The following is a 13,622-nucleotide window of genomic DNA, read 5'->3' as shown; positions in this document are numbered from 1 at the left end:
GTTCGGCCGTGCCCGTCGCCTCCGGACCCCAGAGCTAATCGGTACGCCTCCTGTAATTATCTAACTGTTTCTCGGAAGCAAGGGGGTGGCGGCGGACGGCGTCGGGGCCGGGTCAGTCGAGGAGTTCGAGCACCGTCTTGGGGTCGGCCGCGTTCACGACGTCGTCGGCGCTGGAGATGTGCCGCCGCCACAGCTTCTCCGCCTCGTCCGCCTTGCCGGACTCGATCAGGCCGATGAGCCGCACATGCGCCCGGTGCCCCTTGAGGGCCTGTGCCTTCTGTGTCTCGGCGTCCGTGGCGGCCGCGGTGTGCGAGGCGTTGGCGCGGTCGATGATGGTGCGCACCATGCTGCACAGCAGGGTCAGCGTCTGGTTGCCGGTGAGCTCGACCAGCAGCGCGTGGAAGGTGTCCTGGGCCTCGACCAGTGCGAGCGGGTCGTCCAGGACGGTCTTCTCGGCGGCCACCGCGTCACGCAGCCGCTTGATGTCCTCCGGTGTGTTCTTCATGGCGAGCTGCCGGGCGCAGGGCGGCTCGATCATGGCCGCCGCGCGGTAGAGGTCGCCCAGCGTGGCGCCGCGGTACTCGAGGATCAGGCCGGCGAAGCGGGCGGCGACCTCCGCGTCGGGCGCGCTCACCCGGGCGCCGCCGTGGGCCCCGCGGCGGACCGTGATCAGGGACTCGGACTCCAGCACCCGGAACGCCTCGCGCAGGGTCGGCCGGGAGATCCCGAACTGCTCCATCAGGCCCGACTCCGGCGGCAGCGCGTCGCCCGGCTGCAGCTCGCCCCGGACGATCTGGCGGCGCAGGTGCGCGGCGACCAGTTCGGCGGTCTTCGGCACCCGGACCTGGCGGCCGACGCGGCTGCGGGCGGGGACGGGCACGGTCGCCGTTTTGCTGGCGCGGGCTGCCTCGGCCACGATGGGCTCCTCAAATAGTAAAATGAATCGTCTTAGTGCATCGAGAGTACCAGGTCAAGGGATGGGTGGATCTTCCCTTGACGGGGCTTCGGCGGGGCTTCGGCGGGACTTCGGTGGAACTCCTGCGGGGCTTCGGTGAGACTTCTGGTATACAGGTGATTCATCTACCTATTAGGCTGGTGGGAGTGACCTCGATGACCGAGAACCCGACCCCGGTGATACGCACCGAACTCACCGACGACGGGGTCATGCTGCTCACCCTGAACCGGCCCGAGCGGCACAACGCATGGACTGCGACGAGCGGCCGTGGGCGCGGGGGCCTGCCGATGCGGTCCACCGGATGGCGCTCACCGTGCGCGTCCGGCGCACGGACATGGTGATCACGGCCGCCGAAGCGGAGATGCGGACCTACCCGCACGCCGAGTGCCCGCTCATCGCACCGGCCTTCGACGGCCTGGTCGGGCTCAGCGTGGCCGCCGGGTACAACCGGGCGGTGCAGGAGCGCTTCCGTGGCGTCTCGGGCTGCTCCCACCGCTACGAGCTGGCCCGGGTGCTCGGGCCCGCCGTGGTGCAGTCCGCCATGTCGGCCAACGCCCGACGTCGTGACGCGGGCGAGCCCGCGAACGGCCCCCGCGCCACGGCCGGGGTGCTGAACAGCTGCCACATCTGGGCGCCGGAAGGGGTGGGCCTGCGCAAACCGGACCTGGGCTGGCGTCCGGGGTCCGGCCCGCGCCCGGTCCCGCCGCTCGACGCCTTCGAGAACCCGAAGGACGTCTCGGCGGAAGGTCAGCGGCTCAGGTAGCCGAGTTCGGGGAAGTGCCGCCGGTAGGCGTCGAGCAGGCGCTTCGCGACGGCGTACGAGTCGATCAGCGGGTGGATGGTCAGCGCCTTGACCGCATGGGCGCGCTCGCCGGTGTCGGCGGCGTGGATGACGGCGTGCTCGACGGCCTTGACCGCGCACACCAGGCCCTTGCCGTGATCGGGCAGCGGGGCCCCGGCGATGGGCCGGGCGCCGTTGGCGTCCACATGGCAGGGGACCTCGACGACGTCGTCGTCCTCGAGGACGGTGATCCGGCCGCGGTTGCGGACGTTCAGGATCAACGAGGCGCGCTCGTCGAGGGCGATGGCCCGCATCAGGGCGAGGGCCACCTGCTCGTAGCCGCCGGACTCCAGGTCGTAGGAGTCGCGTTCGCCCATGCCGACGGCGTCCCGGTTCTCGGCCATGTAGGTGATCTCGCGCTCCAGCCGGGTGGCGTCCCAGGCGTTCCAGGCGGCCCGTGGTGAGTCGTGGGCCGTGCCCATGGAGTCGTAGAAGTGCTGCTGCTGGGAGTGCAGGAAGGCGCCCCGGGTCTGTTCGGCGGCCAGTGCGGAGCCGACCGACTCGCGGTTGAAGTAGTAGTAGTGCAGGTACTCGTTCGGCAGCGCGCCGAGGGTGCGCAGCAGGTCGGCGCCGAAGAGCTTGCCCTCCTCGAAGGAGGTCAGGGCCGCCTCGTCCGCGAACAGTGACGGCAGCAGGTCCCGGCCGTCGGCGTACAGGCCGCACAGCCAGCCCAGGTGGTTGAGCCCGACGTAGTCCAGACGGATGCGAGCCGGGTCGGCGCCGATCGCGCCGGCCGCCCGGCGGCCGAGACCCACCGGGGAGTCGCAGATGCCGATCACGCGGTCGCCGAGGTGGGCCGTCATCGCCTGGGTGACCATGCCGGCGGGGTTGGTGAAGTTGATGACCCAGGCGTCGGGCGCCAGGGCGGCGACCCGGCGGGCGATCTCCACCGCCACCGGGACCGTGCGCAGCCCGTAGGAGATGCCGCCCGCGCCGACCGTCTCCTGGCCCAGGACGCCTTCCTCCAGGGCGATCCGTTCGTCGGCGGCGCGTCCGCCGAGCCCGCCGACGCGGATGGCGGAGAACACGAAGTCGGCGCCGGTGACCGCCTCGTCCAGGTCCGTGGTCACGGTGACGGCGGGGGCGTCGGGGTGCCCGGCGGCCTGGTCGGCGAGGACCTTGTGGATGGTCGTCAGCCGGGAGGCGTCGAGGTCGTACAGGGTCACCTCGGTGACGCGGCCCGCGCCGCGGTCGCCCAGCAGCGCCCGGTAGACCAGCGGGACCCGGAAGCCGCCGCCGCCCAGGATCGTGAGTCTCATACTTCGACCACCTCAACTCCCGCCTCGCGCAGTCGATCACAGGTCTTCGCGTCCCCGGGGGCGTTGGTCACCACGACGTCCAGCTCCTCCGGACCGCACACCCGGGCCATGCCGGTGCCCGGGAACTTGCCGGTGTCCGCCACCAGCACCACCTGGGCGCTCGCGGCGATCATCGCCCGCTTGACGGGCACCTCGACGGCGGTGGTGTCCAGCACCTGCCCGTCGGGGCGGACCCCGCTGGTGCCGAGGAACAGCCGGTCGGCGTGGATCTGCCGCAGGTTGTCCTCGGTGAGGAAGCCGACCAGCGAGAAGACCATCGAGATCTTCGGCCCGGCCGCCGAGAAGATCCCCACCGACTACGAGGCCCCGGCCGACGCGGCGGTCTCGGCTCCCTTCTACAGCGAGCTCACCAGCATCGAGGCCAAGGGCAAGGACCCCGACACGGCCTGGAAGGACGCCGTCAGCCAGGCCAAGCAGATCGCCCAGCGGCAGGGAGTGAAGTGACATGTCGTCAAGCCCGGTAGCCGGCCCGGCCGCCACCGGACCGTCCTCCGGATCCGACCCCGGACCCGTCGGCCGACCGGCCCCGGACCGCCCTCGCGGCGGTTCGGGCCGGCCCGGTCGCCGGATCCGGCCGGTGTCGGCCGGGGCCCGGCCGGGCCACGGCGGCGCGCCACCAGGTACTGGCCGCAGTACCTGGCCATCTCGCCCTACTACGTGCTCTTCTCGGTCTTCATGCTGTTCCCGGTGCTCTACACCGTGTACCTGGCGTTCCAGAAGTGGGACGGCATCGGGGACATGCAGTTCGTCGGGTTCCAGCAGTTCCGCTTCCTCTGGGACGACCCGGTGTTCTGGCTGTCCATCCGCAACACCCTCGTCATCTGGGTGCTGTCCACGGTGCCGATGCTCGTCCTGGCGCTGGTGCTCGCGGTGCTGGTGAACTCCACCAAGCGGCTCACGGCCTTCTACCGGGTGGCCCTGTTCATCCCCAGCATCACCTCGCTGGTGGCCATCGCGATCTTCTTCGGCGCGATCTTCAGCAACAACTTCGGCCTGATCAACGCCATCCTGAGGTCGATGCACCTCTCGGCGGTGCCGTGGATGAGCAACGAGTGGACGATCAAGCTGGTGATCGCCGCGCTGATGACCTGGCAGTGGACCGGCTACAACGCGATCATCTACCTGGCCGGGCTCCAGGCGATCCCCTCGGAGCTCTACGAGGCCGCCCGGATGGACGGCGCCGGCCCCGTCCGGATCTTCTTCTCCATCACGATCCCGCTGCTGCGGCCCATCATCCTGTTCACCGTGGTGATCTCCACCGTCACCGGCCTGCAGAGCTTCACCGAACCGCAGGTGCTGTTCGGCAGCGACGCCTCCACCAACCCCAACTCCGGCGGTCCCGGCCAGGCCGGTCTGACCACGTTGCTGTACTTCTACCACCAGGCCTTCGACAACAACGACTTCGGCTACGGGGCCGCGATCGTCTGGGCCTTCTTCCTGCTGATCCTGCTCATCGTCGTCGTCAACTGGCGCCTGGTGCAGCGTAAGGAGCGACGGTCGTGAACAGCCTCAACCGCAAGCGCGCCCGGGGTCTCAGCGTCCATATCGTCCTGATGACCGGCGTCGTCATCTCGGTGTTCCCGTTCTACTGGATCGTCGTCATGGCGACGAACACCTCGCAGGACATCTACAGCTACCCGCCGAAGCTGTGGTTCGGCGACAACCTGGTCACCAACGTCCAGCACCTGTTCGACAAGATGGATTTCTTCGGGTCGCTGTTCAACACGGTGATCGTGGCGGTCTGCACGACCCTGCTCGTGCTGTTCTTCGACTCCCTGGCCGCCTTCGCCTTCGCCAAGTACGACTTCCCCGGCAAGAAGATCCTGTTCGGCGTCCTGCTGTCGATGTACATCCTGCCGACCCAGCTGGCGATCATCCCGCAGTACGAGATCATGGTCCAACTGGGCTGGCTGGGCACGCTCAAGGCGCTGAACGTGCCCGCCGCGGCCAATGCCTTCGGCATCTTCTGGATGCGCCAGTACACCACCACCAGCGTCCCCGACGAGCTGCTGGACGCGGCCCGGATCGAGGGCGCCGGGTTCTTCCGCCTGTACTGGCACGTGGTGCTGCCGTGCGTCCGCCCGGCGCTGGCGTTCCTCGGCATCTACACCTTCATCGCCGCCTGGAACGACTACATCCTGCCGCTGGTGATGCTGGTCAACCCCGACCGGCTCACCCTCCAGGTCGCCCTGGCCCAGCTGTACGCCGGTCACTCCACCGACTACAGCATGGTGATGGCCGGTGTGCTCCTGTCGGTCATCCCGCTGGTGCTGGTGTTCACCTTCTTCGCCCGCGGGTTCATCGCCGACGCCACGAAGGGAGCCCTGCGCTGACCGGCTGACCGGCCGGCTAGTCGACGTCCACGGGGCCGTCGTCGGACTTCTTCTCGCGGCCCGGGCGCAGTTCGAGCACGCCGCTGCCGCCGTTCTCCTCAAGGCGGCCGCGGCCGTCGGTGGAGTCGCCGTTCAGGTTCTGGCGGACCGAGTCGAGGATCGTCAGGCCCTGGGACACCAGACCGGCGGCTATCTCGCCGAGACCGTCCGCGCCGTTGAGGACATTGACGTTGGCCCCGGCGAGGCCGCCGGCGGCCTCCTTCACGATCTGCGGGAGCTGGTCGATCAGCATCCGGTCGAGCGCGACCCGGTCGTAGGAGGCTGCCGCCTCGGCCTGGATCTTCATGCGCTGGGCGTCGGCGGCGGCGAGCACCCTGATCCGCTCGGCCTCGGCCTCCGCGGGCTTCACGATCTCGGCGACCAGCTGCTGCTGACGCAGCTTGGCCTGGCGCAGCGCCAGTTCGGTCTGGGCGGCGAGCACCTCCTGCTGGGCGTGCGCCTGGGCCAGCGGTCCGGCCTGCGCGGCCTGGGCCTCGGCGCGGTTCACCTCGGCCGAGTACTCCGCCTTGACGATCGCGGTCTGCCGGGCGTACTCGGCCTGCTTGCGGTCCGCCTCCTGCTGCGCCTCCGCCGCCGCCTGGGTGGCCTGTGCCTGGGCGATCTGGGCCTGTCGCTGGATGGCCGCCTTGTGCGGCGCCGACATCGCGTCGATGTAGCCGGTGTCGCCGTCGTCGATCGACTGGATCTGGAGTGAGTCCACGATCAGGCCGATCTTCGCCATCTCGGTCTTGGAGGTGTCCAGGACCTCCGCGGCGAGCTTCTGCCGCTCGGTGACGATCTCCTCGACCGTCATGGAGCCGATGATCGACCGCAGGTGGCCCGCGAAGATCCGGCCGGTCAGCACCGCCATCTGGTCCTGGTCGGAGAGGAAGCGCTGGCCCGCGTTGATGATGCTCTCGTGGTCGTTGCCGACCTTGAAGGCGATGACGGCGCGGACGTGCAGCGCGATGCCCTGCCGGGTCACACAGGTCTCGGTGACCTCGGACTCGCACATCGACAGGGTCAGGAAACGGGTCTTTCGGAAGATCGGGAGCACGAACTTTCCGTGCCCCGTGACCACTCGGAACGGCGCGCCCCCCAGTCCCCGCCTGCCTCCCGAGATCAGCATCGCCTCGTCGGGAGCGGGAACGCGGTAACCGAACATCTCTCTGTACTCCTCAGTCTGCGTCGGCGAGGTCGCCGAGCGCGTCCAACGGATCCGCCCACTCGACGACGTCGACCGCGCGACAGCCGCGCGACGCGATCACCAGCACCGTCGTCCCCGTCGGCAGCGGATCCTCCGACCAGGCGAGAAAGGTCTCGGAGCCGCCCCGGACCCGCACCAGGATCTCGCCGGGGCCCGCGGCGCCGCGGGTTCCGACGAGTACCGTCCCCGTGCAGCCGATCACGGCCTCGTCCTGCGGCATCATCGGCCGCTCTCCCGCGCTCTGGCACACGGCGCCGACGATAGACCTGCCCGGGGCTGGGGCCCAGGGGCTTGGCCATTCCTTGGAACGGCACAGGTCGGACCGTTGCTAATCCGCCGTCGCCCGCGGCTCGCGCGGCAGCCCCAGCACCTTCTCCGCGAGGATGTTCCGCTGTATCTGGGAGGTCCCCGCGTAGAGCGTGCCGGGAGGGCGATCAGGTAGGTCGTCGACCAGGACGCGGAGGAGTTGGCGGCGCCGGGGTCGTCGGTGCGGTAGGTCCGCAGCTGCGGCCGGCCGGCACCTGGCTGTGCAGGCCCATGATGTCCATCGCCAGGTCGGTGACCTCGGTGTGGTACTCGCTCCAGTACAGCTTGGCGATCGAGGACTCGGGGCCGGGGTCGGCGCCCTTGAGCCAGCCGGTGAGGGTCCGGTAGCCGAGATAGCGCATGATCTCGACCTTGGACCAGCACCAGGCGATCCGCTGCCGCACGACCGGATCCCGGTCCTTGCCGTACCGGCGGGCCAGTTCGACGAGCCGCTCGACCTCGGCCCGGAACAGGATCGGGTTGGTCGCCGCCTCCTCCCCGCGCTCCACGCCGAGCAGGCTCTGAGCGACCGTCCAGCCGTTGTCGACGCCGCCTACGACGAGCTCGGCGCGGGTGCGGGCGCCGTCGAAGAACACCTCGTTGAAGTGCAGTTGCCCGCTCATCATGCGGAACGGCCGCACATCCACCCCGGGCTGGTCGAGCGGGACGAGGAGGAAGGAGATGCCGCGGTGCCCGGCCGCCTCGCGGTTCGTGCGGGCGAGGACGAAGATCCAGTCGCTGTGGTGGGCGCCGGAGGTCCACACCTTCTGTCCGTCGATCACCCACTCCTCGCCGTCCAGGGCGGCGCGGGTCTTCAGGGAGGCCAGGTCCGAGCCCGCGTCCGGCTCCGAGTATCCCTGGCGCCAGGTGTCCTCGCCGCTGAGGATGCGGGGCAGGAAGCGGCGCTTCTGCTCCTCCGTGCCCCAGCGCAGCAGCGTGTTCGCCAGCATCTTCACGCCGAAGGTGTCCTGCGGCAGCCCGAACGGCACCCCGGCCAGCGCGAGCTCCTCCATCAGCACGACCTGGTGCAGCTTGGACAGTCCGCGGCCGCCGTACTCCTCGGGCCAGGCGAGGGAGAGGTAGCGGCGCTCGGCGAGCCGGCGGGGCCAGTCCCGGGCGAACGCCCAGGCCGCCTCCTCGTCGAGGGCGCCGATGCCCGGCCGGTCCGGCGGCAGCGCCTCGGCGAGGAACTCCTTGACCTCGGTGCGGAACGCCTCGGTCTTTGGGGGATGGCTGATGTCCACCTGCGCCCACTCCTCGTCCGGTCCCGCTCGCACAGCAGGATCGCTGTATTGATTGTTTCAGCATAATAGGTTATCTATTTAAGAGGAATGGCGTCGAGCCAGGGCGGGCTGACATGGGACTGCTGGACGGTCGGAACGCGGTGATCACCGGCGCCGCACGAGGCATCGGCTACGAGATCGCCGCCGTGCTCGGCGGCGAGGGCGCCCGCGTCGTCATCGGCGACGTCGACGAGGACGCCGCGGCCGAGGCGGCCGCCCGGCTCACCGGAAACGGCACGCCCGCCACCTCGCTGCACTGCGACGTCACCGACGGCGACCAGGTCGCCGCCCGCGTCGCCCACTGCGCCGACGCCTTCGGACCGGTCGGGGTCATGGTCAACAGCGCCGGGATCACCAGGGACGCGACCCTGCGCAAGATGGCCCTGGACGACTTCCGCGCGGTGGTCGACGTCCACCTGACCGGCGCCTGGAACGGCACCCGGCACGCCGCCGAGGCGATGCGCGAGCACGGCCGCGGCGGCAGCATCGTCAACATCTCCTCGATCGCCGGCAAGGTCGGCAACTTCGGGCAGACGAACTACAGCGCGGCCAAGGCCGGACTCGTCGGCCTGCCCAAGGCGTCCGCCAAGGAGCTCGCGAAGGCGGGCGTCCGCGTCAACGCCGTGCAGCCCGGCCTGATCCGCACCGCGATGACCGAGGCCATGCCGCAGGCCGCCTGGGACGCCAAGCTCGCCGAGATCCCCATGGGCCGCGCGGGCGAACCCGCCGAGGTCGCCCAGGCGGTCCTCTTCCTCGCCTCCGACCTGGCGAGCTACATCACCGGAGCCGTCGTCGAGGTGACCGGCGGCCGGTACATGTGAGCCCCCGCCCCTTCTCCCGCCTCCCGGCTCCTCCCGTCCCCTGTACTCGCTGACGAAAGGCATGACGGATGCGTGACGCGGTCATCTGCGAACCGATACGTACCCCGGTCGGAGGCTACGGCGGAGTCTTCCGGGACGTCACGGCCGCCCGGCTCGCGGCCACCGTCGTCCGCGCGGTCCTGGACCGCACCGGCATCCCGCCGACCGCCGTCGACGACGTGCTCCTCGGCCAGTGCTACCCCAATGGCGCGGTGTGGGCGCTCACCGCAGCCGTGTTCGCCGTCACCAGCGCACAACGGCGCGACCAGTGAGAGGGCCGGTCGGCCAACTGCCCGGGTACGGAGACCGGCAGGCCCGCGCCCTGCTCGACGAGCACACTGCCCTGCGCGGGCCGGGTACGGGCTGGGACCTGCACGAGTACCGCCACTCCGCCCTGACCCATCTCGGCGAGCAGGGTGCCTCGCTGTTGATGCTGATGGCGAAGTCCCGGCACAAGAAGCCGGAGAACGTCCGCCGCTACTTCAAGCCCTCCCCGGAGGCGATCGCCGAGCTGACCAGCCTGCTCGCCCCCGGCGACGCCCGCCGTTAACCGCCTGCGCTGGGCGGGGCTGGCCGCACGGGCGGGGAGCCGTTCAGCGAGGAATCGCCCAGCTCGGTGTCCAGGTCCCGGCGGCGTCGGGGCCGGCCGTCGTGGTGGCGAGGTGGGTGCGGAGGGCGGCCAGCGCTGGGTGGGGGTTGTCGCGGTGCCAGAGGAGTGAGTGCGGGTAGACGGGCGTCGGGTCGGTCACCGGGATCCGGCGCAGACCGTGATCGGTGGGCCAGATGAGGCGGGTGTGTTCGCCCATGAAAGTGGCCAGGGCTGGGGTGTCGGCGATGGTGTCGAGGAGTGCGTCGGAGCCGAAGTTGGGGCCGGTCACTTCGATGGTGAGGCCGAACTCGGCGACGAGGTCGTCGTAGTAGGCACCCCACTCGGTACCGGGGGCGATGCCGGGCATCCAGATACGGTGCCCGGTGAGCCGGGCGACGGTCACCGACCGGGCGCCCGCCAGCGCGTGGGCGGGGCCGGTGAGGAACTGGAGCGGCTCGTCGAGCACCCGGACGGAGGCGATGTCCTCGGGAAGGGGCCGGCCGGGCGCAGCGACGGCGCGGAAGGACGCGTCGATCGCACCGGAGCGAATGGCGGTGACGGCCGTCTCGATGTCGAACAGCATCATCACGTCGAGCTCGATGTCGGGGTGTACGCGGTGGAAGTCGCGCATCAGGCCCGACTGAGCGCTGCGCGAGGCGATCACGTCGACGCGCAGCGGACGGCGGCCCGGGCGCACGGACGCACCCGCGCGCTCGGCGACGCGCAGCAACTCGCGCGCGTGGGGCAGGAACGCCTGCCCGTCGATGGTGAGCTCGGCGCCGCGTGGGGCACGGGTGAACAACCGCACACCGAGGTTGTGCTCCAGTGTGGCGATGCGTTTGGAGACGGCCTGCTGGGTGATCGACAGGTCGGTGGCGGCTTTCTGGAACTGGCCCGCTTCCGCGACGGCGACAAAGGTACGTACTGCTTCGAGGTCCACGCCGACCCACCTTAGTGAACAACTACTGGTTGTGGATTACTGGCAGGTCAGTTGTTTGACCTGCCATTGTCCTGCCCGCTTACCTCTCATCAGTCAACGTCAGTTTGTTCAGATGGGATTTCAAGGGGAGTGCGCTGAGCATGGTGGGCAGGAGACGGTTGGGTCGGCGGTTCGGCTGGCTGTGGGCGTCATACGCAGTGAGCGCGTACGGGTCCGGGCTGGGGTTCGGGGCGTTGCCGCTGATCGCCGTGCTGGTGTTGCATGCCGGACCCGCCGAGGTGTCCGCGCTGTCCGCAGTGGGGCCTGCGATGGGCGCGCTGATCGCGGTGCCGCTCGCGCCGTGGGTGGAGTTCCGGCGCAAGCGCCCGGTCATGATCATGATGGACCTGGCCCGGTTTGCGGCCATGGCGACGATCCCCGTCGCCTACGCCTTCGGACGGCTCAGTTTCGTCCAACTGCTCGTGGTCTCGGCCGTGGTCGCCGCAGCCAAGATCGCCTTCAACGCGGCCAGCGGCGCTTACCTCAAGGCCCTCGTGCGGCCGGACGACCTGCTCGTCGCCAACGCGCGGTTCGAGTCCACGAACTGGAGCTCCATCGCGGTCGGACCACCGCTCGGCGGGGCGGCGATCGGCCTGTTCGGGCCGGTCACCACCGTGGTGGCCGACGCGCTCAGCTACCTGCTCTCCGCGCTGGGCATCACCGCGATCCGCGACCAGGAAGAAGCACCGCGAACGACCGACAAGAGCCCGCTCCGGGCGGGCGCACTGCTTGACGGCTGGCGACACATCATGGGCCACCCCGGTCTGCGGCCTCTCTACCTCAACCAAATGCTCGTCGCCGGTCTGATCATGGCCACCGAGCCGCTGCTGGCTGTGCTCCTGCTTCGCCAACTCGGGTTTCCACCCTGGCAGTACGCCCTCGCCTTCGCCGCCCCCTGTCTCGGCGGACTCATCGGCTCCCGGCTGGCCCGCCGTGTCGTGGCCCGCTACGGCCGGCACCGGGTCTTCCGGACCGTCGGCACCCTGCGCGCCATCTGGCTGATCGGCCTGGCCTTTGTCAGTCCCGGCATCGTCGGCCTCGTCACCGTGATGGCCGTCGAGCTGGCAATCATCATCAACATGAGCCTGTACAGCCCGGTGCTCGCCACCTACCGGCTCGAACACACCCCCAAGCATCTCGTCGCCCGCACCCTGTCGGCCTGGTCGATTGGGCAGCAGGCGTCCATCGCCGTCCTCACCGCGCTCGCCGGGCTGCTCGCCGACGTCACCAGCCCGCGCACCGCTCTCACGGTCGCAGGACTGCTCATCCTGACCACCCCGCTGCTGCTTCCCCGACAGGACCAGACGTCGCAGCACGAGCCGGAAGTGGCCCGCAGCCACTCATGAGGCACCGCAACTCGCCGACTGAAACCCGCAGGCCGCAGCCGGTCCGCCGGTGCGCGTCCGCGTCGACCAGGTACACCACCAGCAAGGAGAACACTCGCGTGAGCACCGCGCCCGCACTTGACCCCACGCACACCGCGCTTCTCGTCATGGACTACCAGCCCGCGATTCTGGCCCTTGTGCCCGAAGGCGAGGAGCGCAACGCCCTGCTCGGTCGCGTGGAAGGGGCCATCGCCGACGTTCGCGCACATGGCGGCACCATCGCCTACGTACGCGTCGGCTTCACCGAGGCCGACTGGGACGCGATGCCGGCCTCCAACAAGTCCTTCGCCCCGCTGGCCCAACACCACGTCATGCACCACGAGGACCTTGCCACTGCCGTCCACGAGCGCCTGGCTCCCCAGGACGGCGACATCATCGTGCGCAAGGTCCGCTACGGCGGCATGTCCACCACCGACCTCGACCAGCAGCTACGCGAGCGCGGCATCACCACTCTGGTCGTCTCCGGCATCAGTACCAGCGGAGTCGTCCTGTCCACCGTCATCGACGCGGCCGACCGCGACTACCAGCTCTACGTCCTGTCCGACGGCGTCGCCGACCCAGACACCGAAGTCCACAACGTCCTGCTCCACCATGTCTTTCCCTCACGGGCCCACATCATTGACACCACCGAGCTGCACACCTTGCTCCGGGCTGACTGACTCGAACCAGAAGCCGATCCCACCCACGGCCGCCGCACCCACCCGGTGTGGCGGCCGCCCACACCCCCAGTGCCGACCCGGCAGCCTGGAGCTTCACCGCCGCCTACCGCACCCGCCGCAACCCATAGCCGCCGCGACCTCAGGCTGCGTTACGGCTCCTGGCACCCTACGAGCCGGTGACCAGTGCAAACGTCACCGCCGGGATAGCCCCGGCGGTGAATGTCACCCTCACCGGGTTCACGCCTCTTCGGCCGCGTGCGGGTTGCGCAGCGGGCGCATCCCGCCGGGCAGGTCGGGCAACTTGAACGAATACCGGCCCAGCATGTCGATGTGCTGCCGCACGAACGGGGAAAGCCGGGCGACGTCCTCGTCGCGGACATCGAAGCCGTCCGCCCGCAGCTGGTTTACCGCAGTGTCCATGTACCTGGTGTTGAACAGGACGACGGCGTTGAGGACCAGGCCCGGCGCGCCGAGCTGATCCTCCATGCCGTCCTGGTAGCGGTGACCTGAACCAGCTGGTTGCGTGACGAAGGGTGGCCGCATGCCGCGATCCCCCCCGTCCACTGAATGGTGGGGGCGGAGATGTGGGGGAGGGCTCCAGCAGGCGGACAGCACTTAAGTCATCCACCGTCCAATGGCCGGGCAGGGCGAATAACTGTGGTGCCCGCCGGAAGCACCTGCCGCACCCGCGGCGGCAAGTCGCGCCGAAGTACCACACCCCGCGCTTCATGCTCGTCCCCCAGCTCCGCGCCGAGCTAGTGCCGCGGCAGGTAACGTTCGCCCCGTCGCGACGCCCGGCACGCACTCTCGCCGCACCGGCCGAAAGCCCAAGTACGTCCAGTACGAGGACTTCCGGCCGGCACACCG

At 69.8% G+C, this 13,622-nt stretch carries 14 protein-coding genes and 3 pseudogenes; 9 read left to right on the top strand and 8 right to left on the bottom strand.

All coding sequences use genetic code 11. From position 1 onward, the window contains the following. Window positions 1-112 precede the first annotated feature (112 nt). Complete coding sequence (locus AB0J04_RS23145; RefSeq protein WP_363170437.1) at window positions 113-916, bottom strand: FCD domain-containing protein; 804 nt, start codon at window positions 914-916, stop codon at window positions 113-115. Between the two features lie 286 nt (window positions 917-1,202). Here AB0J04_RS23145 and AB0J04_RS23140 point away from each other — a divergent pair, with 286 nt between their 5' ends. Further along, a complete protein-coding gene (locus tag AB0J04_RS23140) occupies window positions 1,203-1,718 on the top strand; it encodes a DUF2889 domain-containing protein (RefSeq protein ID WP_363170436.1) in 516 nt (171 codons plus the stop codon). On the opposite strand, the gene AB0J04_RS23135 is transcribed toward AB0J04_RS23140, so the two are convergent. Beyond that, complete coding sequence (locus AB0J04_RS23135) at window positions 1,703-3,055, bottom strand: 6-phospho-beta-glucosidase (RefSeq protein WP_363170435.1); 1,353 nt, start codon at window positions 3,053-3,055, stop codon at window positions 1,703-1,705. The genes AB0J04_RS23140 and AB0J04_RS23135 overlap by 16 nt on opposite strands. Continuing rightward, window positions 3,052-3,363, bottom strand: a pseudogene (locus AB0J04_RS23130) (ArsR family transcriptional regulator); the annotation flags it as partial. The gene AB0J04_RS23135 and the pseudogene AB0J04_RS23130, both read right to left, overlap by 4 nt. On the opposite strand from AB0J04_RS23130, the gene AB0J04_RS23125 reads away from it, so the two are divergent. From AB0J04_RS23125 to AB0J04_RS23115, 3 genes are all read left to right on the top strand, one after another. Continuing rightward, window positions 3,344-3,559, top strand: a complete 216-nt coding sequence (locus tag AB0J04_RS23125) for a hypothetical protein (RefSeq protein ID WP_363170434.1) — start codon at window positions 3,344-3,346, stop codon at window positions 3,557-3,559. The pseudogene AB0J04_RS23130 and the gene AB0J04_RS23125 overlap by 20 nt on opposite strands. A gap of 243 nt (window positions 3,560-3,802) precedes the next feature. After that, on the top strand, window positions 3,803-4,618 hold the full coding sequence (locus tag AB0J04_RS23120) for a sugar ABC transporter permease (RefSeq protein WP_363170433.1): 816 nt from the start codon (window positions 3,803-3,805) through the stop codon (window positions 4,616-4,618). A 50-nt stretch (window positions 4,619-4,668) separates the two neighbouring features. Further along, the gene (locus AB0J04_RS23115) at window positions 4,669-5,448 is read left to right on the top strand and encodes a carbohydrate ABC transporter permease (protein WP_363170478.1); all 780 of its coding nucleotides are present in this window, start codon (window positions 4,669-4,671) and stop codon (window positions 5,446-5,448) included. Window positions 5,449-5,464: 16 nt separating this feature from the next. Here the strand turns inward: AB0J04_RS23115 and AB0J04_RS23110 are convergent, their stop codons facing one another. The 3 genes from AB0J04_RS23110 to AB0J04_RS23100 all read right to left on the bottom strand — a co-directional run bounded on the left by AB0J04_RS23110 (window position 5,465) and on the right by AB0J04_RS23100 (window position 8,277). Continuing rightward, entirely contained in the window at window positions 5,465-6,652 is a 1,188-nt protein-coding gene (locus tag AB0J04_RS23110) for an SPFH domain-containing protein (protein ID WP_363170432.1), read from the bottom strand. Between the two features lie 13 nt (window positions 6,653-6,665). Further along, the gene (locus tag AB0J04_RS23105) at window positions 6,666-6,914 is read right to left on the bottom strand and encodes a hypothetical protein (RefSeq protein ID WP_363170477.1); all 249 of its coding nucleotides are present in this window, start codon (window positions 6,912-6,914) and stop codon (window positions 6,666-6,668) included. 214 nt (window positions 6,915-7,128) lie between these two features. Next, window positions 7,129-8,277: an acyl-CoA dehydrogenase family protein gene (locus AB0J04_RS23100; RefSeq protein ID WP_363170431.1), complete on the bottom strand. Its 1,149-nt coding sequence runs from the start codon at window positions 8,275-8,277 to the stop codon at window positions 7,129-7,131. 80 nt (window positions 8,278-8,357) lie between these two features. Here AB0J04_RS23100 and fabG point away from each other — a divergent pair, with 80 nt between their 5' ends. From fabG to AB0J04_RS23085, 3 genes and pseudogenes are all read left to right on the top strand, one after another. Then, on the top strand, window positions 8,358-9,104 hold the full coding sequence (fabG, locus tag AB0J04_RS23095) for a 3-oxoacyl-ACP reductase FabG (RefSeq protein ID WP_363170430.1): 747 nt from the start codon (window positions 8,358-8,360) through the stop codon (window positions 9,102-9,104). A gap of 68 nt (window positions 9,105-9,172) precedes the next feature. Beyond that, window positions 9,173-9,415 carry a hypothetical protein gene (locus AB0J04_RS23090; RefSeq protein WP_363170429.1) on the top strand — a complete coding sequence of 81 codons (243 nt, stop codon included), beginning with the start codon at window positions 9,173-9,175 and terminating at the stop codon, window positions 9,413-9,415. 26 nt (window positions 9,416-9,441) lie between these two features. Then, window positions 9,442-9,693 (top strand): annotated as a pseudogene (locus AB0J04_RS23085) (site-specific integrase); the annotation flags it as partial. Window positions 9,694-9,736: 43 nt separating this feature from the next. Here the strand turns inward: AB0J04_RS23085 and AB0J04_RS23080 are convergent. Next, the gene (locus AB0J04_RS23080; RefSeq protein WP_363170428.1) at window positions 9,737-10,672 is read right to left on the bottom strand and encodes a LysR family transcriptional regulator; all 936 of its coding nucleotides are present in this window, start codon (window positions 10,670-10,672) and stop codon (window positions 9,737-9,739) included. 140 nt (window positions 10,673-10,812) lie between these two features. On the opposite strand from AB0J04_RS23080, the gene AB0J04_RS23075 reads away from it, so the two are divergent. Both AB0J04_RS23075 and AB0J04_RS23070 read left to right on the top strand, forming a co-directional pair. Beyond that, window positions 10,813-12,057, top strand: coding sequence for an MFS transporter (locus AB0J04_RS23075; protein ID WP_363170427.1), 1,245 nt, complete (start codon window positions 10,813-10,815; stop codon window positions 12,055-12,057). 98 nt (window positions 12,058-12,155) lie between these two features. Next, the gene (locus AB0J04_RS23070) at window positions 12,156-12,755 is read left to right on the top strand and encodes a cysteine hydrolase (protein WP_363170426.1); all 600 of its coding nucleotides are present in this window, start codon (window positions 12,156-12,158) and stop codon (window positions 12,753-12,755) included. A 237-nt stretch (window positions 12,756-12,992) separates the two neighbouring features. On the opposite strand, the pseudogene AB0J04_RS23065 reads toward AB0J04_RS23070, so the two are convergent. Continuing rightward, window positions 12,993-13,256: pseudogene (locus AB0J04_RS23065) on the bottom strand (Tn3 family transposase); the annotation flags it as partial. Between the last annotated feature and the right edge of the window lie 366 nt (window positions 13,257-13,622).

This window comes from Streptomyces sp. NPDC050263, from assembly GCF_040655955.1.
Classification (GTDB): Bacteria; Actinomycetota; Actinomycetes; order Streptomycetales; family Streptomycetaceae; genus Streptomyces.
The sequence above is the reverse complement of the archived record's forward strand: the minus strand, read 5'-3'. Positions and strand labels throughout refer to the sequence as shown.

Bases quoted from the DNA above. Each gene is read 5' to 3' on its own strand.
- AB0J04_RS23140 (WP_363170436.1), top strand. From the start codon at position 1,203: ATGGACTGCGACGAGCGGCCGTGGGCGCGGGGGCCTGCCGATGCGGTC.
- AB0J04_RS23135 (WP_363170435.1), bottom strand. From the start codon at position 3,055: ATGAGACTCACGATCCTGGGCGGCGGCGGCTTCCGGGTCCCGCTGGTC.
- AB0J04_RS23115 (WP_363170478.1), top strand. From the start codon at position 4,669: ATGACCGGCGTCGTCATCTCGGTGTTCCCGTTCTACTGGATCGTCGTC.
- AB0J04_RS23110 (WP_363170432.1), bottom strand. From the start codon at position 6,652: ATGTTCGGTTACCGCGTTCCCGCTCCCGACGAGGCGATGCTGATCTCG.
- AB0J04_RS23105 (WP_363170477.1), bottom strand. From the start codon at position 6,914: ATGCCGCAGGACGAGGCCGTGATCGGCTGCACGGGGACGGTACTCGTC.
- fabG (WP_363170430.1), top strand. From the start codon at position 8,358: ATGGGACTGCTGGACGGTCGGAACGCGGTGATCACCGGCGCCGCACGA.
- AB0J04_RS23090 (WP_363170429.1), top strand. From the start codon at position 9,173: ATGCGTGACGCGGTCATCTGCGAACCGATACGTACCCCGGTCGGAGGC.
- AB0J04_RS23075 (WP_363170427.1), top strand. From the start codon at position 10,813: ATGGTGGGCAGGAGACGGTTGGGTCGGCGGTTCGGCTGGCTGTGGGCG.